The sequence below is a fragment of the Acetobacter papayae JCM 25143 genome, assembly GCF_000613285.1.
GTDB classification, from domain to species: Bacteria; Pseudomonadota; Alphaproteobacteria; order Acetobacterales; family Acetobacteraceae; genus Acetobacter; species Acetobacter papayae.
Genome location: NZ_BAIN01000021.1, coordinates 13449 through 39377, shown reverse-complemented (window position 1 = coordinate 39377; position 25929 = coordinate 13449). Strand labels below are relative to the sequence as shown.

Sequence of the window (25929 nt, the reverse complement as noted above, 5' to 3'; positions counted from 1 at the left end):
GGCCAAAGCTGCCAGACGCCAGTCAAGCCCCCCGCCCCCCCGCCTGCCGCCGGAATGCTTCGGCCTGTGCGGCCCATGCACTGCCTGCCTGATGCAACACTGACAACGCACCGGGGAACAAAAAACGCCCACTGCCTTCCAGCACGCTCCAGTGCCGCAGCATAGCCCCTGCGCCATAGGCCATGCCGCACCATTCCAGCGCCAGCAGGCTTTCGGCTTCCCCAACACCCAGAATTTCGCCCATGCCCACGCCCAGTGCCCCTGCGCCATCACGCAGCATCTGCTCCCATGTCTCAGGTGTTGCCACGCTGTCCGGACTGGCCTGCCTGTCGAGCTCCATTTCCACTGACTGCACGAGCCTGAGCACTGTTTCCCGGCTGAGACGCTTATCCGCCACGGCCTGAAGCAGCACAGGGGCAAGGCCATGTTCTGGCGGGCGGATGCCTTCCATTACCTCACGCCACCATTGCAGCCGCACCATGCCCGCCAGCGGACCCGCAACCGCACTGGAGCGTGCGGGCTGGAGTGCACGCAAGAGTTCGTTATGGAAAGCCAGCAGGGTGCATGCCAGTTCACGTGCGGGCGGCGGCATGAAAGCCGCACACAGCATCCTGTCCGGATCACTGCCCGCCATGCCCATGATGGACGCCGTATCCGCTGCCTGTATGGGTGCCGTCATGATGTTTTCCGTAATCCCAAATGCGTGGGCCGCGTCCTGCCGGGTTGCAACGCGATCCTTTTTCATGCGTAATACCGCCACAGCATTCCTGACGGAATGCCTGACCACAAGCCCCCACCAGCAGGGCGTATTCCCTGCGCCTGAACCCGGTAAAGCTCCTGCACGCGCCTTTGTCATGGAGCGTTCCCTTGACGCATGGCGCATGTGCCCATAGCTGTTGCCGGATCAGGCGCCCCCTCACGCCCTGCACTTGATACGGAGTTGACCATGGCTTTCGAACTGCCATCCCTTCCCTACACCACCAATGCTCTTGCCGCGCGCGGCATGTGCCAGGAAACGCTTGAGTTCCATCATGGCAAGCACCATCAGGCTTATGTCACCACGCTGAACACCCTGCTGGAAGGCAAGCCGGAACTGGCTGGCAAGTCTCTGGAAGACATCATCCTCGCCGCGCATGGCAAGGCTGACCTGACCGGCCTGTTCAACAATGCTGGCCAGCATTGGAACCACTCCTTCTTCTGGAACAGCCTGTCCGCCACGGGTGGCGCCATGCCCGAAAAGCTGGGAGCCAAGATCACGGCTGATTTCGGCAGCATCGACACCTTCAAGGACGAGTTCCGCAAGGCCGCCATTTCGCAGTTCGGTTCAGGCTGGGCCTGGCTGGTTCTGGGCAAGGACGGCAAGCTGGCCATCGCCAAGACCCCCAACGGCACCAACCCGCTGGCCGAAGGCCAGGGCACCGCGCTGCTGACCGCCGATGTGTGGGAACACTCCTACTACATCGACTTCCGCAACCGTCGTCCTGACTACATCACCAACTTCCTCGACAAGCTGGCGAACTACGAATTTGCGGAAGCACAGCTCAACGCCGCGTAAGCCGCGCTGACAGCAACGCGAAACGGGGCGGAACCTTGCACAAGGTTCCGCCCTTTTTCTTTTTACAGGGGTTATTTGCATCGGCCCCAGCCTGCATGCCTGCTGCCCCCTTGACTGTCCGCCATGGCCTTCCAATCTTATGAAAAGAAACAAAAGACCCTGACCCGTTGCCTTGAACTAGGGACGGCAGCAGGGCCTTCGGTCGCCTCATTCAAAGGGACAAGAGGGCTATTATGGATATTGCAAAATTTACCGAACGTTCACGCGGTTTTCTTCAGGCAGCGCAAACGATCGCTCTGCGTGACTTCAATCAGCAACTCACACCCGAGCACCTGCTCAAAGCCATGCTGGATGACCCCGAAGGGGCTGCATCCTCACTGATCCGTGCCGCGGGCGGCACCCCCGAAGCCGTCAAGGCTGCAACCGAGCAGGCGCTGGCCAAGCTACCCAAGGTACAGGGCGGTGGCGCTGGACAGCCTGCGGCAACCCCTGACCTTGTGCGTGCGCTCGACTTTGCCGAGCAGAGTGCGCAAAAAGCGGGGGACAGCTTTGTAGCACAGGACCGCCTGCTGGCAGCGCTCGCAGCCTCCGACACGGCGGCTGGCAACGCACTGAAAAACAACGGTGCTTCCGTAGAAGCGCTGGAAAAAGCCATCACCACCATTCGCAAGGGCCGTACCGTCACCAGCGAAGGGGCGGAAGCCAATTTCGACGCGCTCAAGAAATATGCCCGTGATGTCACGGAAGTCGCACAGGCGGGCAAGCTTGATCCGGTTATCGGGCGTGATGAGGAAATTCGCCGGGCCATTCAGGTTCTGGCACGGCGCAGCAAGAACAATCCCGTCCTGATCGGTGAGCCGGGCGTGGGCAAGACCGCCATTGTGGAAGGACTGGCCCAGCGTATCGTCAATGGCGATGTGCCCGAAGCCTGCGGAACAAAAAGCTGCTCTCGCTCGATATGGGCGCGCTGGTGGCGGGTGCGAAATATCGCGGTGAGTTCGAAGAACGTCTAAAAGCCGTGCTGAAAGAGATTGAATCCGCCGAAGGGCAGGTCATTCTCTTTATTGATGAAATGCACACGCTGGTTGGCGCAGGCCGGACAGATGGCGCGATGGACGCCTCCAACCTGATCAAGCCCGAACTGGCACGCGGCACGCTGCACTGCATTGGCGCGACCACGCTGGATGAATACCGCAAATACATCGAAAAAGATGCCGCTCTCGCCCGGCGTTTCCAGCCGGTTTTCGTGGGCGAACCCAGTGTTGCGGACACAATTTCGATCCTGCGTGGCATCAAGGAAAAATACGAACTGCACCATGGCGTGCGGATTACCGACGGTGCACTGGTGGCTGCGGCCACGCTGTCCAACCGTTACATCACCGACCGTTTCCTGCCTGATAAAGCCATTGATCTGATTGACGAGGCAGCCAGCCGCCTGCGTATGCAGATCGACAGCAAGCCGGAGGAACTGGACGAACTCGACCGCCGGATCATCCAGCTCAAGATCGAGCGTGAAGCCCTCCGCAAGGAAGATGACACCGCCAGCAAGGACAGGCTGGAGGCGGTGGAAGTCGAGCTGGCGGAACTGGAAGAAAAATCCGATACGCTCAGTGCTGCCTGGCATGCGGAAAAAGACCGCGTGCACGCTACCCAGAAGTTGCAGGAGCAGCTTGATCAGGCCCGTTCTGATGTGGAAGTGGCCCAGCGCCGGGGTGATCTGGGCCGTGCCTCCGAGCTGATGTATGGCGTCATCCCCAATCTGGAAAGCCAGATTGCCCAGACCCGCAAGACGGAAGAAGAATCCGCCAAGCAGAACGATCTGGTGTCAGAAGCCGTAACGGATCAGGGGGTTGCCGCCGTAGTCTCGCGCTGGACCGGTGTTCCGGTTGACCGCATGCTCGAAGGTGAACGCGCCAAACTGCTGCGCATGGAAGACGAACTGCGTCGCTCCGTTGTCGGGCAGGAACCCGCACTCAAGGCCGTGGCCAATGCGGTGCGCCGTGCACGTGCGGGCCTGCAGGACCCCAATCGCCCGATTGGCTCCTTCCTGTTCCTTGGCCCGACGGGTGTTGGCAAAACCGAGCTGACCAAGGCTCTGGCCCGCTTCCTGTTTGATGATGACAAGGCCCTGCTGCGTATCGACATGAGCGAGTTCATGGAAAAGCACGCCGTGGCCCGCCTGATTGGCGCCCCTCCCGGTTATGTGGGGTATGAGGAAGGCGGTGTGCTGACCGAAGCCGTGCGGCGCAGGCCCTATCAGGTAATCCTGTTTGATGAAGTTGAAAAAGCCCATGAGGATGTCTTCAACATTCTTCTACAGGTGCTTGACGATGGCAGGCTGACGGATGGTCAGGGCCGGACGGTGGATTTCCGCAATACGCTCATTATCCTGACCAGCAACCTCGGTTCGGAATATCTGGCTAATCAGCCCGATGGCGAAACAACCGATATGGTGCAGGCACAGGTAATGAAGGTAGTGCGCGAACACTTCCGCCCTGAGTTCCTCAACCGTCTGGATGAAATTATCCTGTTCGCACGGCTGCAGAAAGCCGACATGAGCCAGATCGTGGATATCCAGATCAAGCGCCTGCAAAAACTGCTGGATGACCGCAAGATCACCCTCACGCTGGATCCGCTGGCGGATTCGTGGCTGGCTAATGAAGGCTACGACCCGGTTTATGGCGCACGCCCGCTCAAGAGGGTTATCCAGCGCAACCTGCAGAACCAGTTGGCGGAACTGCTGCTTGAAGGCCGTATCCACGATGGAGAGACCGTAACCGTCTCTGCCAATGGCGATGGTCTGCTGATAAACGGTACAACCACGGCCGAGACCGCGGATGCCAGTCTCTAAACCCGTCTGTCTGATGGGGTGTTTTTGACATAAAACAGAAACGGGAGGGCTAAGGCCTTCCCGTTTTTTGTGACACGCATACGGGAGAACACGCCATGGCAAACCCTGACTGGCTGATCTGGGCACGGGAAATACAGGCCATTGCCCAAACCGGCCTGCATTACGTCAAGGACCCGTTCGACCGCGAACGCTATGAGCAGCTTCAGACACTGGCTGCGCAGATTATGGCGACCGAAAGCCGGGCCGATAGCACCGTTATAGAAAACCTGTTCCGCCAGCAAAGCGGTTACGCCACCCCCAAGCTAGAGGTGCGCGTGGCCGCTTTTGATGAGCAGAACCGGCTCCTGATGGTGCGAGAAGTGCTGGATGAGGATCGCTGGACCCTGCCGGGTGGCTGGGCTGACGTGAACCTGACCCCGGCTGAAAACGCCGCCAAGGAGGTTCTGGAAGAAACTGGTTATATCGTGCGGATTACCAAGCTGGCCATGGCGTTCGACCGTGACCATCAGGGCCATACCCCGCCGGAACCATTTTCCATTACCAAGCTGTTTTTCACTGCCGATGTTATCGGGGGTGAGGCCAGAACCAGTGTGGAGACCAGTGCTGTCAGTTTTTTCGAGAGAAGCGCAATACCAGCTGACCTTTCAACCGGCCGCATACTCCCGCACGAAATAGATCTGCTTTTTGCCCACCGGGCTGACCCGAACCGTCCGGCCGAATTTGACTGACCCCCTCCCCCGGTTGGGGGAAGGGAATCACATCAGCCAGAATGGCCGTTACATGCGTGAACTGGCGTTCAAACCGCGCGCGGTCTTCGGCGGCAAGGCGCACGGTAATATCGGTCTGTTCTTCCTCATCAGCACGGTGCAAGACCTCGCCGTGCTGATAAAGCCAGGCCGAAGCCGCGCCATCTGACAGGGCCAGCCGGTAGCGCACCATTTCCATGCCGGTGGTGATACGCTCATCAATCCGCGCCAGCAGGTTGCCCAGCCCATCGCCGGTTATGGCTGAAATCGCCACAGTATCATCCGTACCGGGCAGGGCATCCGCCCCACCCAGCAGGTCGACCTTGTTCAGCACTTCAACAACACGGCCAGACCAATCTGGCTCCAGCATGTTGTCACGGGCCATGCCCTGCAACACACCCAGCACATCCTTTTTCTGCGCAGCACTATCGGGGTGGGCCACATCGCGCACATGCAAGATGATGTCGGCCTCTGCCACCTCTTCAAGCGTTGCACGGAAAGCGGCAATCAGTTCAGTCGGCAGTTCGCTGATAAACCCCACCGTATCGGACAGGATTACCTGCCGCCCGGATGGCAGGGTAATGGCCCGCATGGTGGGGTCGAGCGTTGCAAAAAGCTGATCCTGCGCATAGACGGTCGCCCCTGTCAGGGCGTTGAACAGGGTGGACTTGCCCGCATTGGTATAGCCAACCAGCGCCACAACCGGAAACGGAACCCGCTTACGGGCCTGACGATGCAGCCCACGGGTACGGCGCACCTGTTCCAGATCCTTCTTGAGCCTGACAATCCGCTCGCTGATCATGCGGCGATCGGCTTCGATCTGGGTTTCACCGGGGCCACCGAGGAAGCCAAACCCGCCGCGCTGGCGTTCAAGATGTGTCCACAGCCTTACAAGGCGCGAGCGCTGGTATTCCAGATGCGCAAGCTCAACCTGCAACGTACCTTCACGCGTGGCGGCACGGGCACCGAAGATATCGAGAATAAGGCCCGTACGGTCTATGACCTTGCAGCCCAGTTCCGTTTCAAGGTTACGCTGCTGAGCGGGTGTCAGGCGGGAATCTACCACAACCACGTCAACCCGATCGGCCTTGACTGCGACTGCCAGCGCATCCACCTGCCCTTTGCCCAGCAAGGTTGCGGAGCGGCGCATACGCAGCAACACAACGGCCTTGCGGACAATAATCAGGCCGATGGAAGCGGTAAGCCCCACGGCTTCTTCCAGCCGGGCTTCGGCAGCGCGTACGTCCTGCCCATGTGCCGCGCGCTCCCACGGCAGGATAACAGCCGCGCGCGTGGCGACGACTTTTTTCTGTTCAGATAAACTCGTCGCCAAGACCGGTTTCCCTGTCGGCTGGCGAAGCAGCCCCTGCATTGTCGGAAAGATTGACGGCGATACTGGGCATCACTGTGCTTATGGCGTGCTTGTAAATAAGCTGGGTCTGATCATCCCGACGCAGCAACATGACCTGATCGTCAAACCAGGTGATAAACCCCTGCAGCTTGACGCCATTGACCAAAAATACGGTCACCGCCGCACGGGAGCGGCGAATCTGGTTTAGAAACGCTTCCTGTACATTCTGGACACTCTCTTTTTCCACAGTGTGAACCCTACTCATTCTCTTTATTGTTCTGCCATGCGCCGTGGTCGCGTATGACCCTTTTCATGTCTGACGCATCAGCCAGCACTTCGTTCCTCTGATGTTACACCAAGCTGCTTGAGTTTACGATGCAAAGCACTGCGTTCCATCCCCACAAACAGTGCGGTGCGGCTGATATTGCCGCCAAAACGCAAAAGCTGAGCTTGCAGATACTGGGTTTCAAACAGGTCACGGGCATCGCGCAGGGGCAGGCTCATGACATCGGTCGAGGCATCGAACTTCAGCAGGGCTGGAGCACTTTCGCCCACGGTGGAGGGCAGCATTTCGGCCCGAATGGGCTCATTGCTGCCACCGGGCTGCATAATCAGCACCCGTTCCATAAGGTTACGCAGTTCGCGCACGTTGCCCGGCCAGTCATAGGCCTGCAATACGGCCACCGCATCCGCCGAGAGTTCACGTGCGGGCAGGCCCGCCATTTCGGCGGCACGGCGCAGGAACAGGGCCGCAAGCCCCGGAATATCGTCACGCCGCTCCTTGAGCGCAGGCATGCGCAACGGCACCACAGCCAGCCGGTAGTACAGATCCTCACGGAACCGCCCGGCCATGATCTCGGCCTGAAGGTCGCGGTTGGTGGTGGCTAGCACGCGGATATCGACCTTCACCCGCGTATCTCCCCCCAGCCGCTCGAAGGTCTGGTCCTGCAGGGCGCGTACGATCTTGCCCTGCGTTTCCATGGGCATGTCGGCCACTTCATCCAGCAGCAGGGTGCCACCATGCGCACGTTCCAGCACACCAGTGCGCCGCCCGGCCCCATCCGGCCCGCCTTCGATCCCGAACAGTTCTTCCTCAAAACGGTTGGGAGCCAGAATGGCGCAGTTGAGGGCCACAAACGGGCCATCTGCCGGCGTGAGCGCGCATGCAGCGTGCGGGCAGCCACTTCCTTGCCCGTACCCGGCCCACCGCTGATCAGGACGCGAGAGCCGTAGGCGCGACCTTGTCGACCTGATTGCGGATGGCGGATATCTGCGCACTGGAGCCGAACAGCTCCATGTCCTGTCCCGCACGCAGGCGCAGCTCCTCATTCTCGCGCGCCAGACGCGAGGCCTCGAGCGCACGCCGCACCACCACAAGCAGGCGATCAGCCTGAAACGGCTTTTCGATAAAATCATATGCGCCGTGATGCAGCGCCGCGACGGCGGTTTCAATCGTGCCATGGCCCGAAATCATGACCACAGGCACGGAGGGTTCCTCCGCCTTCAGGGCCTGAAGAATTTCCAGACCGTCCATGCCTGAGCCCTGTAGCCAGACATCCAGAATGACAAGGGCCGGTCTACGCACCCGAAACGCCGCGAGAGCCGCCTCGGCGCCATCAGCCGCCCGTGTCTCGTATCCCTCGTCGCTCAGAATGCCTTCTATCAGCAGCCTGATATCAGGTTCATCGTCAACAATCAGGATTTCATGCGCCATGATCGTCCTTTACCGGCAAAATCAGAATCGCCATGGTTCCCCTTTCTTCCGCCCGATCGTCCAGACGTAGGGTTCCACCATGATCTTCCATGATTTTTTTCACAATAGCCAATCCCAATCCGGTGCCCTTGACCTTATGCGTCACGTAAGGTTCCGTCAGCCGGTGCCGGTCATCGGCTGGTAGACCCACGCCGTTATCCGCCACGCTCAGCGCGATGGTATGGTCATCCTGTGTGATGCGGAGCATGACCTCCCCTTTCACCTCTGGTTGACCCTCAGCGCGACTGACCATGCCAATGGCATCTGCCGCGTTCTGCAAAAGATTGATCAGCGCCTGACTGATCAGCCTTCTGTCGCACCGCACAATCGGCCCTTCACCCTCAACCTCGAAATGATAATGAATTTCCGGGTGAGCATTCCGCTGGAGCACCAGCACCTCGCGCACGATACGCGAGAGAACCTCATCCTTCATAACCGGCTGGGGCATGCGCGCAAAGGCCGAAAACTCATCAACCATGCGCCCAATATCCCCCACCTGCCGCACGATCGTATCTGCGCACTGGACAAAGGTTTCGGGGTCGGAGGTGATTTCCTTCAGAAAACGACGCTTCAGCCGCTCCGCAGCAAGCTGGATGGGGGTAAGCGGATTCTTGATCTCATGGGCGATACGCCGCGCCACATCTGCCCATGCGGCTTTGCGCTGAGCCTGCTGCAAGGCTGTTATGTCGTCAAAGGTCATCACATAACCCGCGACCTCACTGCCGCGCAATTCCGCCCCGATACGCACCAGCAGCGTGCGCTGGCTCGTAACCGGGCCTGTCTGGACTTCCTGTGTCAGCACCTGATCAGGCGTTGCACGGGCGGCCATGAGCAGGCTGGCGAATTCCGGCACACGTTGTGCCAGCAACTCGCCCGTAGCATCCAGCAGGCTGGTCTGGAGCAGCACACTGGCCGCCCGGTTGGGCAGTTCGATACGCTGCTCCGCATCAAGCCCGATCACCCCGGCGGAAACGCCAGACAGCACAGCCTCGGTAAAGCGACGGCGCTCATTGATCTGGCTGTACGCCGCCATCAGTTCCGTGCGCTGGCTGGAGAGTTCCTCCGTCATGCTGTTAAAGGCGCGTGAGAGGGTGGCCACTTCGTCATCACGCTTGATGTCTGGCACATGCACATCCAGATCACCCTCGCTGACACGCCGTGCCGCAACACTCAGCAGCCCCAGCGGCCGGGCGATCTGGTTGGCCAGCGCCAGACCGATCAGCACCGCCGCCACCAGAACTAGCAGGGCCACCAACACGAAAATCATGACGAAGGTAAGCTGGATCTTCGCCTTATTGCTGTTCAGGTGCCGGTAATCCGCCACCACATTTTCCGTGCGGTGCATGTGCTCGAGAATACCGGGGTCTACCAGACGCGTGATCACAAGCATGAGAGCGGGGGTCTGGGACAGTTCCACCACCGCGCGCACGGTCCGCTCGTCTGGCGAGTCCAGAATGGCCACATCATTCGAACGGGCCATGACCGTGGCAGCAGGCGGTGGCAGTTCCTGAAGGAAATTACCCGTACGGCTCATCAGCCCGCCCGCCGCCACCACCTTGTTGGTAATGGGGTCATAGACCAGCGCCTCGGTCAGCCCGCGCATGGTGGCCTGACTGTCGAGCATCTGGCTCAGGGCCTCATGGTCCTGAAACAGGTCCATGCCACTGGCGGACAGTTCGTTCTGTGCCCCCATGATGTAGCTGGCCATGGAAAACGCATCGGTACGGATATTGGCGTTATGTTCGGTCAGATACCCGCGTGATGCCTCCAGCGCCTCGTTGAGCGCGGTATTCACCCGGTCGGAAAACCATATCTGGATACCAAAATGAAAAAACAGAGTTGCGAACACGCCCACAACCAGCGTGGGCGCCACCGCCACAATGCCAAACAGCGTCACCAGCCGCACATGTAGCCGGGCGCCAACCAGCCCCTTGCGGTGTTCAACCAGCATGGGCCAGACTCTGATAACGAGCGCCAGCACAAGCAGGAGCAGCACAAGACCGTTCAGAAACAGCACCAAAGGTTCGATCAGCGCATAACGCCCGAACGACATGCCTGCCGACAGCACGACAAAGGTTGCAAAACCCAGACACAGCGCGAGTGTGGCCAACGTTATGGCCACACTGCGCCGCTCCAGCGCGCGCAGAAGCCAGCGTACGCGGGCCTTGGTAAACAAGCCCGGCTTTATGCCTGCACTCACCCTGCACCCCGCACGACCGGAATATCCAGTTCACGAATTTTCTTGCGCAATGTATTGCGGTTCAGGCCCAGCATGGCCGCAGCCTTGATCTGGTTGCCGCGTGTTTCCACCAGCGTCATCTGAATAAGCGGGCGCTCCACCTCGGCCACAAGCTGTGCATGCAGATCGTGCAGGGGCGTGCCTTCGCGGCCCGCGGCCAGATAGCGCGCGATATGGCGTGAGACGGCCTCTGACAGGGGCTCTCCGGCGTCTTCGCCGCTCTCTCCCTCATGCCAGACCACACCGACCGAAGCTGTATCGAACAGTTCAGCCTCGATCAGTTCACGGGTGATCGTCTCCTGCGAATGCAGCGCCACCACACGGCGGATCAGGTTTTCGAGTTCGCGCACATTGCCCGGCCAGCGCCATGCCTGAAGGCTGGTCAGGGCGGCCTCGTCTATCTGGCGCAGGCGTCCATCTTCCTCGCGGCACTGGTTGAGGAAGTGCCGCGCCAGCAGGGGAATATCCTCCACCCTCTCGCGCAGGGGCGGCAGGCGTAAAGGCACCACGTTCAGGCGGTAATACAGGTCCTCGCGAAAAGTCCCGGCCTGAATGGCCTGCCGCAGGTCACGATGCGTAGCCGCGACAATCCGCACATCTGCCCGCAGGGGCTGGTTACCACCCACCGTAGTAAACTCGCCTTCCTGCAGAACGCGCAGCAGACGGGTCTGGGCTTCCTGCGGCATATCCCCGATTTCGTCGAGAAACAGCGTACCGCCTGTGGCCTGCTCGAAGCGGCCCGGCATACGCCCCTGTGCCCCCGTACGTTCGAAGCCGAACAGTTCGCTTTCAATCTGCTCGCGCGGCAAGGCCGCCATATTGACCGCTACAAACGGGCCGTTACGCCTGCGGCCATATTCATGCAGCGCACGGGCCACCAGCTCCTTGCCGGTACCACTTTCCCCCGAGATCATGACCGTCAGGTCCGATGTCGTCAGGCGAGCGATGCTACGATAAATCCCCTGCATGACCACGGACTGCCCGATCAGTGCCAGCCGTTCTTCCGGCAGGCCATCAGGGCTGTCTTTTTCCGCATCGGGGGCCGAGGCCGTAAGGCGCGTGCGACAACCGCCAGCAGCGCCTTGAGGTCAAACGGTTTGGCCAGATATTCAAACGCGCCACGCTGGGTGGCCTTGACCGCCGTGGTCAAGGTGGACTGCGCGCTCATGACGATAATCCGCAGGTCAGGCCGCACCTGCTTGATGCGCGGAATAAGGTCGAGCCCGCTGCCATCGGGCATGATCACATCGGTAATGACCAGATCGCCCTCGCCTTCTTCCACCCACTGCCACAAGGTGGAGGCATACGGCGTGCTACGCACCTGATAGCCCGCGCGCCCCAGTGCCTGCCCCAGCACGGTACGGATGGAGCGGTCATCATCAGCAACAAGAATGGTGGGCGGTGGCGTCATGGCTGGGCGGTCTCCTGTCCGCCTTCGGCCTGCGTTTCCTGTGCTACAGGCAGATACAGGCTGATTTCTGTGCGCCCCGGGCGGCTTTCAACATCAATGGCGCCGCCGTGGTCATCCATGATCTTGCCCACCAGCGCAAGGCCCAGCCCACGGCCATTGGCTTGGTGGAAATAAACGGTTCGAACAGATGTGGCCTGACCGTATCATCAATGCCCGGCCCTGTATCACGCACCGTCACTACCAGTGGCAGGTGCCGCCATTCATCCGTACCCGGAACCGCCACACGAATACCGGGGCGGTAGCGGGTAATCAGGCTGATCTGCCCTTCCCTCCCACTTTCGCGCATGGCTTCGGCGGCGTTTTTCACCAGATTGATCAGAACCTGCACAAGCTGGTCGCGGTCGCCCCACACAGGAGGCAATGACGGATCATAACGCTCGAGAATCTGCAAACCGCGCGCAAAGCCGTTCATGGCCAGCAGGCGGACATGTTCCAGAATCCGGTGGATATTGAAAGGCCGTAGGTTAAGCTGGGCCTCGCCAAACATACCCATGCGCTCCACCAGCGCATCGATCCGGTCAACCTCTTCACAGATCAGCGTTGCCAGTTCGCGGTCTCCGGCTGTCACAGCCTGTTCCAGCAGTTGCGCCGCTCCCTTGATTCCGGAAAGCGGGTTGCGGATTTCATGCGCCAGCATGGCCGCCATGCCCGAAACACTGCGCGCCGCCGAGCGATGTGCCATTTGCTGGTCCAGCGCACGCGGGGCCGCCGTGACATGGAATGTCAGCAGGATAATACCGGGGTGATCAGGCACATCCGCAGCCTGAACACTCACGTTATCATGGTGAAACCGCGCCGAGCTGAACGCCACCCCATGCTCGGTCACGCTACCACCGCGCTGGCGCAGGTGTTCAAGCAGCACAAAAACCGGGTGGTCTGGCGGGGCCAACCCTTTCAGGCCCGCATGCATCAACTGCTGGCGTGATGTAGCGAAAAACTCCTCCGCCGCGACATTGGCCGCCAGCACGCCATCATCCGCCCCGATTTCCAGAAACGGCACAGGCAGAAAGTCCAGCAGGCTTTCCGCCCCTGGCCCGGCTGGCCCGCTCTGTTCCACCCTCTCGCTGCGCAGGGTCACGCAGCGTCCGCCTGAGCGGCGCTGTCGTGTCGGGACTGGCGAGGGTCACGCACCGCGCCATGGGCGATCTGGGTATCGTAAAAAGCGGTAATGGCCGCGACTGCCTCATCCACCGTTTCAATACGGTTGAATGCCGCGCGAAACGCCGCGGATTCCCGCAATCCGGCGGAATACCAGGAGACATGTTTGCGCGCCAGACGCAGGCCCGGCCTTGGGCCGAAATGCTCCTGCATCATGCTGTAATGCTCCAGCACAATGGCTTTTTCGCTCTCAAGGTCCGGGTCAGGCACCTCCGTGCCATGGCATAGAGCCTGCGCCACCTGTGCCAGAAACCACGGTCTGCCGTAACAGCCACGCCCGATCATGACCCCATCAGCCCCGGACTGGCTCAGAGCCATGCGCGCATCCGCCACGGTCAGGATATCGCCATTGACAATCACGGGCAGGTCCACCGCGTCCTTGACGGTTCTGACAAATGCCCAGTCCGCAATGCCATTATAAAACTGCTGGCGGGTGCGGCCATGCACCGTAATCATGCGGATACCCACATCCTGCGCAATACGGGCCAGCACAGGCGCGTTCAGGTGCTGGTGATCCCAACCCATACGCATCTTGAGCGTGACCGGCACAGGCACGGCTTCCACCACCGCCTTGAGCAGACGGGCCGCACCGATTTCATCACGCATGAGGGCGGAACCGGCCATCTGCCCCACAGCGACCTTACGCACCGGGCAGCCGAAATTGATGTCGATCATGTCCGCGCCACGCCGGACGGCTATGCGCGCGGCCTCAGCCATGGCCTCCGGGTCGCACCCGGCAAGCTGAACAGCATTGGGGCCACCGGCATCGGCCACTTCGGCCATGCGTAGGGTGGTGTCGTTTTCACGCACCATGGCCCAGGAGGCAATCATTTCCGAGACAACAAGCCCTGCCCCCAGCCTGCGCGCCAGACGGCGGAAAGGAAGGTCCGTCACCCCCGACATGGGGGCAAGGATCACAGGGGTATCGAGAACGACACCGCCCAGATCAATCGGGCGCAGTGTGGATTGCGGTTGCACGGTCATGTCCATATGCCTACAGATTAGGCAGAAATAGCCACCCCGTGCACCCTGCGCAATCCTTTTAATCCACCCCCGGTTTTCCACCGGGAGTGCAATGGATCAGGGTACGAGCACGGATACGGTCGCGGCGCAGGCAATCCCTTCCTCACGCCCGGTAAAGCCCAGACGCTCGGATGTGGTGGCCTTGACCGAAATCCGCTCCACATCCACTTCCAGCAGAGCAGCTAGACGCTCGCGCATGGCCTGCGCATGCGGGCCAATCTTGGGGCGTTCACAGATCAGGGTCAGGTCGGCATTGACCAGCATACCCCCGCGCTCACGGATACGCTGCCCGGCATGCACCAGAAAGCGCGCACTATCGGCGTCTTTCCACTCGTTCTGGCTGGGGGGGAAATGCCGTCCAATATCCCCTTCCGCCAGCGCGCCGTAAATGGCATCGCACAGGGCGTGGATACCCACATCGGCATCGGAATGACCAGCCAGCCCCAGCGTATGCGGCACCGTAATGCCACACAGGATCAGCGGGCGACCTTCCTCGAAGGCATGCACATCGTATCCGAGCCCCACGCGCGGCAGCAGTGTCGGGCCAATCAGCCTTTCCAGACGCACCAGATCATCCTCGTAAGTCAGCTTGATGTTATCGTCATCACCGGGCACCAGCGCCACGCTGAAACCGGCATCTTCCAGCAGTTTCGCATCATCCGTGGCGGATAGCGATGCACTGGCCCGGTGCAGTTCCAGAAACAGCGGAAAACGGAAGCCCTGCGGTGTCTGCGCGCGGTAAAGATGATCGCGCGACACGGTACCATCGATCACACCATCCTTGCCACGCTTGAGGGTGTCGGCCACAGGCACAGCGGGAATGGCACCGGGGTGAGCGCCCAGAGCCTCCACTACGTTGCGGATCAGGGCAGGTGTCAGGTAAGGGCGCGCGCCATCATGCACCAGCACCAGATCCGGTTTCTGCTCAGGCGGCAGGCGATCAAGCGCCTCCAGCCCGGCACGGACACTGGCCTGACGGGTTTCACCCCCCGCTACTGGAGCCAGAACGGCAAGGCCATCCAGCGCTTCGGACAGGGAGAGGGTATCACCAACCGGCTGAATGCAGGCAACATGGGGCAACAGGGCCTCGGCCGCGTGACGGATCACGGGACGCCCGGCCAACAGCACATACTGCTTGGGAATGGGGGAGCCAGTTGTGGCGGCATAGCGGCTGCCTGTACCGGCAGCCAGAAGAATGGCAGCTACTCGCATGGGCAAGCAATGCGGTGGGGTGCGGGTGCCGTCAAGAGCGAAAATGCACCCCACCTACCGGAACGCCTCCAGCCCTCAGGCCGGAGAGAGCAGACGCCGCACCGTATCAGCCGTCGAGGCCTGCCATTGTGGAAAACGGACACCGTGCAGGGCAGCCAGCTTGTCCGTTACAAGGCGTGAATTCGCCGGGCGGCGGGCGGGTGTGGGATACTCGCTCGCCGGGATATCGGTCACTTCGGCCCACGCCCCACCTAGCACCTTGGACGCGGCAAAAATTTCACGCGCGAACCCCGCCCAACTGGTCTCCCCCGCACCAACGGCGTGGAAAATGCCCCGAAGGGTGGCATCATCCGGCGCGGCCAGCAGGTTAGCGGCTACGCGCAACACCGCATCGGCCAGATCAGCCGCCGATGTCGGGTTACCAACTGATCCCCCACCACACGCAATTTCGGACGATCACCCGCGAGCCGCAGCATGGTTTTGAGGAAATTACCGCCAAAAGGCGAATAAACCCACGCCGTGCGCAAAATCGCATGGTCGGGCGTGGCCGCCGCAACCGCACGCTCCCCTTCCAGCTTGGTGCTACCGTAGACACCAAGCGGGTCAGTCGGGTCTGTTTCCACGTAAGGTGTCGGCTTGGTGCCGTTAAAAACATAATCCGTGGAGATATGAATAACCGGCACACCCAGTTGCGCCGCGCACTGCGCCACAATACCCGGCGCCACACCATTAATGGCCCGAGCCAGTTCAGGCTCGCTCTCCGCCTTGTCCACCGCAGTATAGGCCGCAGCGGACACGATAATATCCGGCTGGGTTGCGGCAAGAGCCGCCATGCCGCTGGCTGCATCGGCCAGATCAAGTTCGGGGCGGCCGACAGGCACGATCTCGACGCCATGACCAGCGCCCCGTTCAATCAGCGCGCTTACCAGTTGCCCGGCGCGCCCGGTCACGGCCATCCGCATTAGACAGCCGCCGCAGGCTGCGCCTGTGTGGGGATAATACCCAGACGCTCGCCGCCATACTGCTTGCGCAGGGGCCGCCACCACCAGTCGTTATCCAGATACCACGCTACGGTTTTTTCAAGACCGCTTTCGAAATTCTCCTGCGCTTTCCAGCCCAGTTCCGTTTCCAGCTTGGTTGCATCGATCGCGTAGCGCGCATCATGCCCGGCCGGTCCGTAACAAAGCGGATCAGTTCATGCCTTGGCTGTTCAACGGGTACCAGCGCATCCAGCACGGTGCAGATACGGCGCACGACATCGATATTGGTGCGCTCATTCCCGCCCCCTACATTGTAGGTCTCTCCAATGCGTCCACGCTCGATAATGGTGTCGAGTGCGCGGGCGTGGTCTTCGACAAACAGCCAGTCACGAATGTTGTCGCCCTTGCCGTAAATCGGCAGGCTGACCCCATCAAGCGCATTGAGAATGGTCAGAGGGATGAGCTTTTCGGGGAAATGGTACGGCCCATAATTGTTGGAGCAGTTGGACACCACCACCGGCAGCCCATAGGTGCGCGCCCATGCCTTGGCAGATGATCCGACGCAGCCTTGGAAGCGGAATAAGGAGAACTGGGGTCATACGCCGTCTGCTCGGTAAACAGGCCGGTATCGCCCAGAGAGCCGTAAACCTCGTCCGTTGAAACATGCAGGAAACGGAAGTCTGCCTGCTCCTCAGGCGTCAGACCCGCATAATAGGCGCGCGCCACTTCCAGCAGGGTGAATGTGCCGATCACATTGGTCTGCACAAAGTCCTCGGCACCGCTGATCGAGCGATCGACATGGCTTTCAGCCGCCAGATGCATGATCCGCTGCGGGCGGAAGCTGGCAAATGCCTCGCTCATGGCTCGGCGGTCGCAGATATCGGCATGCAGAAAACGATGATTGGCAGAATTTTCAACCAGCTTGAGCGATGCCAGATTGCCGGCATAGGTCAGCTTGTCCACGGTCAGCACCTCGTAGCCTTTTTCAAGCACGAGGTAGCGCACCAGCGCCGAACCAATGAAACCTGCTCCGCCCGTTACAAGGACACGCATCTCAACCCCTCCGGTCCATACTCAGAAATAAGCGGGCAAATCCGCCAGTTTTGGCTGCACCTGATCCTTGGCAGACAGGCTTGCCGGATCGGCAATGTCGGGCCACTGGATACCAATCTGCGGATCGTTCCACAGCACGCCCTTGTCACTCGCCTTGTCGTAGTAGTTCGTAACCTTGTACGACACCTGCGTATCGGGCGTAAGCGTGCAAAAGCCGTGCAGAAAGCCTTCAGGAATCCAGAGCTGGTTGCCCTTCTCGGCTGTCAGGGTTGTTGCCACCCATTTGCCAAAGCTGGGGGACTCATGGCGGATATCAACCGCCACATCGAAAATCGCACCGGCCACACACCGCACCAGCTTGCCCTGCGCAAAGGGGGCCGCCTGAAAATGCAGGCCGCGCACCACGCCCACACTGCGGCTGAGCGACTGGTTTTCCTGCACGAAGGGAACATCGGCAACATTGGCCGCGAACCAGTCGCTGCGAAATGTCTCCGCAAAATAGCCGCGCTCATCCTGATGCCGTGTCGGCAGGATTTCGAACACGCCATCAATGGCCAGTTCTGTCAGTTGCATGCTTAAAATCCAGACTTATTGCGCCGTTACCGCATGTTCGCAGCATTACCTGCCGCGATAACACCAACCGCCTGCCAGAGCAATTGAGCGGCTTTGCCTACCCTCCTGCCAGCAGCGTCTTGTAAACTTCTCCACACCGGGAAGGACTGTACTGCGCAATGGTTTGACGGGCCGCGGCAATCTTGGCGGCCCGCATGATAGGATTATCCGCGCATTCCCGCAAAGCACGCGCTGCAATGGCAATATCAGGCTCCATCCAGCGCTGCCCTGAATAAAAAGCATAATCACCAGCAAAGACCGGAACCATGTCTCCGCCCACCAACCAGCTATTCTCTTCCGTCATGAAGTCCATATTGCCGGAATAAGCCGTGGCGATCACCGGTATGCCCAGCCCCATTGCTTCGGCCATCAACCGGCCAAACCCCTCGGCACGGTGCAGCGAAATCACCGCATCACAGGCCTTGAGCAACTCGTAATAACGGGCGCGATCCATGACTTCGTTGCGAATAAGAATACGGGGATCGATCACCGCCTTACGCAGGCATTCATGCCACAACGAATCCGGCAGCGTATTCATGGCCTTGATAACCAACCGGGCCTGCGGATGCTCATGGGCAGGAAAGGCACGCTGGAACGCCAAAATCGCCCCCAGCGGATTCTTGCGCGAAATCGAGGAGGCCCCGTCAAAGCTCGTAAAAACCACGAATCCGTCATCCGGGAGATCGAACTCGGCCCGATCGACCGAGCACACTTCCGGCACGGCAACCGGTAGCGGCACCTTGATAACCGGCTTGTCTGTAGCCTCGCGGAAGGCCCGGGCAGAATGTTCCGAATGGCACCAGATTTCGTCCACCAGTTCCATGGCGACCTTGGCGGGTTCTGGAAAATGCTCCAGTTCCCATTGCCAGAACCCTATCCTGCGCCGTGCTGAAAACGCTCGCACACCCACCTTGGCCAGCAAGGTGGCCGTATCAAACGCAGGCATGACATAGAACATGACATCGGTGCCGAACTCGGCCAGAGCCGCCTCTATCGAAGGCTCATCCGCCCCTTGTCGCGCTATGATCGTCCATGGTGCCCGCACAACGGTGGGATTGATCTCCACACTCTGCATCGAAGCACGCAGCAGGCGGATATCTTCTCCCAGCCCGAACTCCCCACGCGGGTAACCGACCAGCGAAATTGCCAGATCGCTCTCCGCCTCTGCCGAGGCTACCCCGCCCTGCGGAGCAAGAGCGGACTTCTCCCCGACTGGCACGAGAACATCAGCCGGAATCGTACGGTATTTCGCCTTCCCCGCCCTATTCCACCAGGCTTCCTGCGCTGGGGCATCATCCGCCCCCTGCACAACCGGATCTCCAGCGGCACGGGACAGGGCAAACAGCCATCCGATAGCGGGGATATCCAGCGCTGCATGACTACCGGGCATAGGCCGACCAAGTGCTGCGCGTGGGCCAGCCCCCAGCGGGTCAGCCAGATGCGGATACCCCTGAATGGCAAATTGCAGATACCAGTCTATGAGCCCACGCAGGCCATCAGGCTGCGTCAGATCGAAGGCCTGCGCGATATCGGCGCGCACCATGTGAATGATCGCGGCATAATCCGCGAACAGAGGCTCAAAACCCTGCGCAGCCCCGGTTTTCAACCCCGATGCCACCGATGAGTTGAAATATGGCATGCCGTCATCTGGCAAGCCCAATATTGCCGCCTTCTGGATAGTGGCGGCCCACAGATCCGGCACCGAGCCTGCCTCGGCAGGAGAAAGCCCGAGCACAATGTCGGTCACGATATCCATCAGCAAAGTCGGCTGGATTACGCCTGTGCTCCCGAAATCCATGCCCTCACAGCAATGTAGCCATCGGACCTGAGCCACAGACAGCCAGCCTGGGGCACCCAGATAGCATCGCTGCCCCTCAGTCAGCCACCACCACCATACCCGCCTTATGCCTGCGTCACTTCCATCCTCAACCACACTCGCCACATCAGGCCGTGCCTGCAGGACAACCCGCTGCAACGGTGTCAGCCCAAGCCGACCGGCACGGGCCATGGCGGGCAGCCAGTTCAGGTGCAGGGCTTCCGTCAGCGCCAGCCGGGCTCTTTTGGCCACTGCCGGATACAGCCGCCAGCCATCCAGCAGCCACCAGTTGAGCAAACGCCCCCGCCCATCCTGCGTATCTGGATCAGGCAGATGCAAATCCTGCCGCTGCCGTGCAATCAGTACCAGCAGAGGCATGAGCGCGCTGTCGATATCGTCCGGCTGGTCAAACAGGCCTGTCAGTTCCGGCAGAGAGCGCTTCCAAAGCGTTGAGTAAACACAGCCCCCCTGCAACCACCAATGAAGCAGCCCCTCGACGCCTTCCGGCTTCCTGATATCGAAAACACGCCGCAAATCCGCACGGGTGCCGTAAACCAGCAACACCGGGTCGGGAATTTTGGGGTGTTTCAGATTGGGCGTGGACGGCATGCCCGCATAAGGGAGGGAAAGTGCTCCCACTTCAATTGTAAGGAAATGGAGCCAGAGGCTCTCTCTCCCCTGCAGGGTATCAAGTGAGATTCCGGCCCTAAGATCAGCGTTATGTTTCCATATCAGCCGCAATAGCGGAGTAAGGGGCAAGCCGGCTGCAATTTCATCTAACCCCGCAGGGGATTCATGCAGGAGCGCCGTCTGGGCCTGCATGAACCACTCAGGCGCTTTCAGATATTCATGCTGGCCATGCTCAAGCCACCAGCACCAGAGGTCGGACAGACCATCCTGTGTTTTTACATCGAAAAAAGCGCTCAGATCCGCACGGTGCCGCAGCACCAGACGCAGCAGCGGCGTTACGATCAGCCGACCATCGCGCGCTCCGCCACGCATCGGGTTAAGGTGCAGTTGCTCCGCCAGATTACGGTCGATGACATCGGCAAGACCCTCGAACGTACCGCGCCCTGCAGTCAGCCACCAGTAAACAAGGCTGTCCAGCCCTCTGTCACTCTGGATATCGTGCAGAAGCTGAAAGTCAGGACCGCAGGCCAGCCAGACCGCAATAAGGGCCTGAGGGATATCATAGTCAAATTCTTGATTATGACGGTACGCCTCAGCCAGTTTACCCGCGAGGCTTTGCATTATCGTCACATTCCCCTGACATCCGCCACAGGCCATTTTGATCAATGACGCAGTGTGACAGCAAATAAACACTCAAGCACAACTGGAAAATCGTGCTAACATGGGCTCGTTTCAACGTCGAGCCCCGGAAATTATACCTTTTGTAGAAAAACCCTCTCTTGGCCTTTAAACACAGACCGTATACTGTAAGCCGGAAACCGAAGAACTGAGGACACCCGAGCAAAACACCATTGAGCTTTTCATTCAGTGGCTTCAACGGTATCCACCACGCCAGTTCAGCAAATCTTAATTGGTAATTTTTCCCCTTGCACAACAAGAAATCCCCGGCAGCCATAAAGGCAATATTGAAAAACGAAGCGCAGATTGCCCCGTTTTTTGATGAAAATTATTATGCCCTGACCGCTGATGCAAAAAAGCTTGGTCTGTCACCGCTGGAACATTACCTGCAGGTCGGTGAAGCGCAGGGGATCGCACCTTCCAGACTGTTCAACCCCCAGTATTATGCAAGCCGCTATCCTGATGTGGCGACATCCTCGATAGGGCTCCTGCAGCATTTTGCGCTTTATGGTCATGCGGAAGGGCGCGTAGCGCTCCAGTGAAAATTGTTCTGGATTGCCCGACCGACACCCTGCAAGCAGGCAAGGAGAACATCCTGCTGCTGCTGCACGATGCTTCACGCACCGGCGCTCCGATCCTTGGCTGGAACATTTTAAGAAAAATGTCCCGCCAGTATAATGTCATTACAGTTCTGCTCGAAGGCGGTCCGATCGAAGAGGCTATCCGCGAAAACGCCGCAGCCACGATCACACTCTCCACACCTCTGGGGGATGGAGCGCCGGAAACCCGTTCTATCGCCCAAACGCTTATAGACACCTATCGGCCGCTTTATGCCATCGCCAATAGTGCTGCCACCCGCCACCTTGCCGTAGCACTGGAGGAAGCGAATCTTCCTGTCATTGCCCTCGTGCATGAATTTACCTCGACCTTCACACCCCTTGGCACGCTCAACCCACTCTTCATCAAAACCTCGCGGCTGGTCTTTCCCGCAGAAATCGTTTTTGCCGAGTGTCGTAGCAAATACAGCTACCTTCGCGGTCGGGATCATACCATCCTGCGTCAGGGGCCTTCGATCGTCCCCCCTTCCTCCACAGCAGAAGCCTCCGCACCGGCGAAAGCCCCCCCCAAGGATGACAGGTTCACAGTCGTTGGCATGGGCACGATCACCTATCGCAAAGGGGTGGATGCCTTTATCGCGGCCGCGGCAACACTCAAGCGCGATCTGGGACGGGACGATTTTCGGTTTATCTGGGTGGGCGACAGCATTCCCGTAGACTGGCGTTACCATCTCGCCGTAGAGGAGCAGGTCGCAAAATCCGGCCTTGCAGACAATTTCGTATTTTTGGGAGAGGTCAGCGACCTTGATCCCGCCTATGATTGTGCGGATGTCTTTTTCCTAAGCTCGCGCCTGGACCCGCTCCCCAATGTTGCCATCGACGCGGCCCTCAAGGGCCTGCCCATCATCAGCTTCGACGACACCAACGGCATGGGCGAAATTCTGGCAGCCGACCCTGCCACCCGCGACCTCGTTGTGCCTTACATGGACAGCACGGCCGCAGCCCGCCTGATTGCTGAACTGATTGATGACCGGGCAAAACTTGAACAGTTTTCCAGCGTCATCCGTAGCCACGCCACCACGTTGTTCGATATGGACAGCTATGTCGCAAGCATTGATGCATTAGGGCGGCAGGCCATTCAGGAACGGGAGCAAATCCCTACCGACCTTGCTGTAATCACACAGGCTGAGGTGTTCGAGCCCCGTCTGTATTTCGGGCGACTGGCCGCGGACAAAACCCCTGAAGGCGGCATTGTCGAATACCTGAATAATGCTCGTCTGGCGCGCCCGCTCACGCAGCCTGATGCGGGGCTTTTCATTCGCAGGCCTTTCCCTGGCTTCAACCCCCTGATTTACGCACTCAACACACCGGAGGTCGAAACAACAGGCGAAGACCCTCTGGCGCATTTTCTGAATGCAGGCCGCCCAGAAGGTCCATGGCTCCATCCCGTCGTGTTTCCCGGTGTCATCACCAAACCGACGAATGCCCGTGTCGCTATCCATGGGCATTTTTACTATGCTGATCTGGTGCCGGATTTTCTGCACCATCTCGCCGCCAATGCCGGAAAAGCCGATCTCTTCCTCACCACTTCAGGCCCAGCTCAGGAAGAAGAAATTCGCAGCGCCCTTGCTGCCGCAGGCATTACCAATGCCGAGGTCTGGAGCGTCCCGAACAAAGGGCGAGATATTGGCCCCTTCCTTGTAGACATGCCTCAGCGGCTTGCTGGACAATACGATATCGTGGGTCATGTCCACGGCAAACGTAGCCGCCATGTCGATCAGGCCATAGGCGAACGCTGGCGCGAATTTGCCTGGCAGCATCTCATCGGAGACAAATACCCGATGATGGATCTGGCCGTAAGCGCATTTGCTGAAAACCCAACCTTGGGGATGGTCTTCCCCGAAGACCCACATCTTAATGGCTGGGATCAGAACCGGGCAATCGCTGAAGTTCTTGCACCACGCATGGGCCTTGAAGCCCCGCTGCCGGTGCACTTCGATTTCCCCATCGGGACAATGTTCTGGGCACGCCCGGAAGCACTCCAGCCCATGTTTGATCTGGGGCTTGGTTGGGATGACTTCCCCCCCGAACCCCTGCCCATTGACGGCACCATTCTCCACACACTCGAGCGCCTGCTGACTTTTGCTGTCAGAAAAGCAGGTTATACCTATGCCACAACCTATGTCGCGGAGAGTTCACGCTAATGCGGCACGTTGTTCTGGGCGGCAGCGGTTTTCTCGGACGGCATGTCGCCCGGCAGTTGCTGGCAAATGGCAATACCGTGCGTGTTGTCGATCTTTCTCACTATCAAAGTGAAGATCCGGGCCTTGAGCAACCTGAATGCCTCACGCTGGATCTGCTTACAGCCACCGCTGCTGATTTTGATGCCATCGTGGCTGGCGCGGATATCGTCCACCATTATGCTTGGACGACCATCCCGCAAACAGCCAATCTTGACCCGCAGGCCGACCTGCATGCCAATCTGGGCACCACCATCGGCCTGTTGGAAGCCATGCGCCGCAGCGGCGGTGGACGGATGGTTTTCAGTTCATCTGGCGGAACAGTTTACGGCAAACTGCAGACCATTCCAGTGCCTGAAACTCACCCCCTAGCCCCGATCACCGCCTATGGGGCCTCCAAAGTCAGCGCCGAAACCTATCTTAATTTCTACCGTGACCTTTATGGTATCGATACGCGCATTGCGCGGGTTGCCAACCCGTTCGGCGCAGGCCAGCATCCGGCACGCCCTCAGGGGCTGGCAACCACGGTGGTTCATCACGCTTTATCCGGCACCCCTATCGAAATCTGGGGCGATGGTCTGGTTGTGCGTGATTTCATCCATATTAACGATGTAACCGCAGGGCTGATCTGCTTGGCAGAAGCCCCGGCACAAGACCTCCGCACCCGCATGATCTACAATATCGGGAGCGGCAGAGGGGCCAGTGTCAACGAGATCATTACCTCTGTTGAGCGCCATGTCGGCCACGCTCTGACCATTGACCGCAAACCCGGTCGCCCCTTTGATGTGCCAGTAAGCGTGCTAGATATTACCGCTGCCAAAACCGATCTCGACTGGAGCCCAGCCTTAAGTCTGGACGAAGGCGTGTGGCGAATGATCAGCGACCTGCGTGAACGGCCTGAGCGCGCCTTCTCCTCGCTGGGTTAAGGCAGACTACTTGCGGCCCTTACACAGCTCTTCAACAAGTTCGAGCAACTGTTGCGTTGGTTTGGGTTGGACATGCAGCGCCTTCATGCGCTCGACCAGTTCCCCAGCGCCCTTTCCGGCGAGTGCCTGCTTCATGGCAGCACGGATTGCCTGCGGTGTGTCGTTTTCGACATAAACCGGAGCATTACCCAGCACTTCACGCGACCATGGATGATCGTTCAACACCATAGGCCGCCCCGCCAGAGCCACCTCCAGTGACGAAAAGCCCGGATAGTCGAGCCCCAGTTCGATATAGGCATCGCAACTCTGCACGGCTGAGCGCAGTATCTCGGAATTGGGCTGCACATAGGGCAGAAAGCGCACATTTTCCCCGGCAGCGGCTCGGCAGCGATCATAATAAGCCTTGTCACGATGGCCGCCGATAAACACCAGAGGGATATCACCATCCTGCAGGGCCTCAATAGCCCGCAACTGCTGTTTACCCTCCTCAATCTGCCCAACCCACAGGATAAACTGCTCAAGCCCATAGGCTGATTTGAACAGGTTTTCTTCCACAGGCCTGCCGAAAGCAGCCGAAATGCCCGCAGGCACCACGGCAGTACGTTCAGGCGCAATGGCAAAATGCTCAACGCACAGTGCCCGCTCCTGCTCGGTGCGCAGGATAACCAGATCCGCCAGATCGAGGTGCCGCTGCACAACCCCACGCGCGGTGTGCTGAAGATCAAAAAAATTGAAATTGGGCAGCAGAATGACAGGAGTTCCCGCAGCCTTGACCTCGGCCAGCAACTGCTCCCCCCCGCCATGAGCGGAAAAATGGATCACCGCATCGTAAAAGCTCAGCCGCTTTGACGATGGACCATAGATATCGGCCCTGACCCCAAGATCGTTGATAAGTTCGGCCAACTGCCGCAGCTCGGTCTCGCCGCCGCCATGGGTCAGAAACGCCTGATGATAGGTCGTGAGGAGAAGTCGCAAGCGAACACCTATGATTTTACTGCCGCGTCCACACCAGAGGCTAGCACGGGCCCGTTCACCGGGCCAGCGCGATCATGAAAGCGGCAGAGGCCTCAACAGACGG

13 protein-coding genes and 7 pseudogenes are annotated in these 25929 nt (G+C 59.6%); 6 read left to right on the top strand and 14 right to left on the bottom strand.

Annotation, left to right across the window (positions count from 1 at the left end):
• Nucleotides 1–22 precede the first annotated feature (22 nt).
• Nucleotides 23–856 (bottom strand): squalene/phytoene synthase family protein, encoded by an 834-nt coding sequence (locus JCM25143_RS17700; RefSeq protein ID WP_159101606.1) that lies wholly within the window; start codon nucleotides 854–856, stop codon nucleotides 23–25.
• A 90-nt stretch (nucleotides 857–946) separates the two neighbouring features.
• On the opposite strand from JCM25143_RS17700, the gene JCM25143_RS07245 reads away from it, so the two are divergent.
• From JCM25143_RS07245 to JCM25143_RS23755, 3 genes and pseudogenes are all read left to right on the top strand, one after another.
• Entirely contained in the window at nucleotides 947–1555 is a 609-nt protein-coding gene (locus JCM25143_RS07245) for a superoxide dismutase (RefSeq protein ID WP_025860543.1), read from the top strand.
• 233 nt (nucleotides 1556–1788) lie between these two features.
• A pseudogene (gene clpB, locus JCM25143_RS17695) lies at nucleotides 1789–4406 on the top strand (ATP-dependent chaperone ClpB).
• 95 nt (nucleotides 4407–4501) lie between these two features.
• On the top strand, nucleotides 4502–5134 hold the full coding sequence (locus tag JCM25143_RS23755) for an NUDIX hydrolase (protein ID WP_081773512.1): 633 nt from the start codon (nucleotides 4502–4504) through the stop codon (nucleotides 5132–5134).
• Between the two features lie 34 nt (nucleotides 5135–5168).
• On the opposite strand, the pseudogene hflX reads toward JCM25143_RS23755, so the two are convergent.
• The 12 genes and pseudogenes from hflX to JCM25143_RS07170 all read right to left on the bottom strand — a co-directional run.
• Nucleotides 5169–6524: pseudogene (gene hflX / locus JCM25143_RS07225) on the bottom strand (GTPase HflX); the annotation flags it as partial.
• Entirely contained in the window at nucleotides 6466–6750 is a 285-nt protein-coding gene (gene hfq / locus JCM25143_RS07220; protein ID WP_025860538.1) for an RNA chaperone Hfq, read from the bottom strand. The pseudogene hflX and the gene hfq, both read right to left, overlap by 59 nt.
• A 77-nt stretch (nucleotides 6751–6827) precedes the next feature.
• Nucleotides 6828–8217: pseudogene (ntrX, locus tag JCM25143_RS17690) on the bottom strand (nitrogen assimilation response regulator NtrX).
• Entirely contained in the window at nucleotides 8207–10456 is a 2250-nt protein-coding gene (locus JCM25143_RS07210; RefSeq protein WP_025860537.1) for a sensor histidine kinase NtrY-like, read from the bottom strand. Before JCM25143_RS07210 ends, ntrX begins: the two are co-directional and overlap by 11 nt.
• A pseudogene (gene ntrC, locus JCM25143_RS17685) lies at nucleotides 10453–11906 on the bottom strand (nitrogen regulation protein NR(I)). Before ntrC ends, JCM25143_RS07210 begins: the two are co-directional and overlap by 4 nt.
• Nucleotides 11903–13023, bottom strand: a pseudogene (locus JCM25143_RS17680) (two-component system sensor histidine kinase NtrB). The pseudogenes ntrC and JCM25143_RS17680 overlap by 4 nt, the downstream one beginning before the upstream one ends.
• Before the next feature lie 17 nt (nucleotides 13024–13040).
• Nucleotides 13041–14102 carry a tRNA dihydrouridine synthase DusB gene (gene dusB / locus JCM25143_RS07195; protein ID WP_199897847.1) on the bottom strand — a complete coding sequence of 354 codons (1062 nt, stop codon included), beginning with the start codon at nucleotides 14100–14102 and terminating at the stop codon, nucleotides 13041–13043.
• Between the two features lie 102 nt (nucleotides 14103–14204).
• On the bottom strand, nucleotides 14205–15359 hold the full coding sequence (gene ispF, locus JCM25143_RS07190; RefSeq protein WP_025860535.1) for a 2-C-methyl-D-erythritol 2,4-cyclodiphosphate synthase: 1155 nt from the start codon (nucleotides 15357–15359) through the stop codon (nucleotides 14205–14207).
• Nucleotides 15360–15434: 75 nt separating this feature from the next.
• Nucleotides 15435–16315, bottom strand: a pseudogene (gene rfbD, locus JCM25143_RS23750) (dTDP-4-dehydrorhamnose reductase).
• Nucleotides 16316–16320: 5 nt separating this feature from the next.
• Nucleotides 16321–17392: pseudogene (gene rfbB, locus JCM25143_RS17670) on the bottom strand (dTDP-glucose 4,6-dehydratase).
• A 21-nt stretch (nucleotides 17393–17413) separates the two neighbouring features.
• A complete protein-coding gene (rfbC, locus tag JCM25143_RS17665; RefSeq protein ID WP_035370662.1) occupies nucleotides 17414–17965 on the bottom strand; it encodes a dTDP-4-dehydrorhamnose 3,5-epimerase in 552 nt (183 codons plus the stop codon).
• A gap of 97 nt (nucleotides 17966–18062) precedes the next feature.
• Nucleotides 18063–21071 (bottom strand): glycosyltransferase, encoded by a 3009-nt coding sequence (locus JCM25143_RS07170; RefSeq protein ID WP_025860534.1) that lies wholly within the window; start codon nucleotides 21069–21071, stop codon nucleotides 18063–18065.
• Between the two features lie 344 nt (nucleotides 21072–21415).
• On the opposite strand from JCM25143_RS07170, the gene JCM25143_RS07160 reads away from it, so the two are divergent.
• The 3 genes from JCM25143_RS07160 to JCM25143_RS07150 are packed head-to-tail and all read left to right on the top strand — an operon-like array spanning nucleotide 21416 to nucleotide 24851.
• Nucleotides 21416–21670 (top strand): hypothetical protein, encoded by a 255-nt coding sequence (locus tag JCM25143_RS07160; protein ID WP_025860530.1) that lies wholly within the window; start codon nucleotides 21416–21418, stop codon nucleotides 21668–21670.
• On the top strand, nucleotides 21667–23889 hold the full coding sequence (locus JCM25143_RS20745; protein WP_025860529.1) for a rhamnan synthesis F family protein: 2223 nt from the start codon (nucleotides 21667–21669) through the stop codon (nucleotides 23887–23889). Before JCM25143_RS07160 ends, JCM25143_RS20745 begins: the two co-directional genes overlap by 4 nt.
• The gene (locus JCM25143_RS07150; RefSeq protein ID WP_025860527.1) at nucleotides 23889–24851 is read left to right on the top strand and encodes an NAD-dependent epimerase/dehydratase family protein; all 963 of its coding nucleotides are present in this window, start codon (nucleotides 23889–23891) and stop codon (nucleotides 24849–24851) included. The genes JCM25143_RS20745 and JCM25143_RS07150 overlap by 1 nt, the downstream gene beginning before the upstream one ends.
• 6 nt (nucleotides 24852–24857) lie before the next feature.
• On the opposite strand, the gene JCM25143_RS07145 is transcribed toward JCM25143_RS07150, so the two are convergent.
• Nucleotides 24858–25826, bottom strand: a complete 969-nt coding sequence (locus JCM25143_RS07145) for a glycosyltransferase (protein WP_025860526.1) — start codon at nucleotides 25824–25826, stop codon at nucleotides 24858–24860.
• Between the last annotated feature and the right edge of the window lie 103 nt (nucleotides 25827–25929).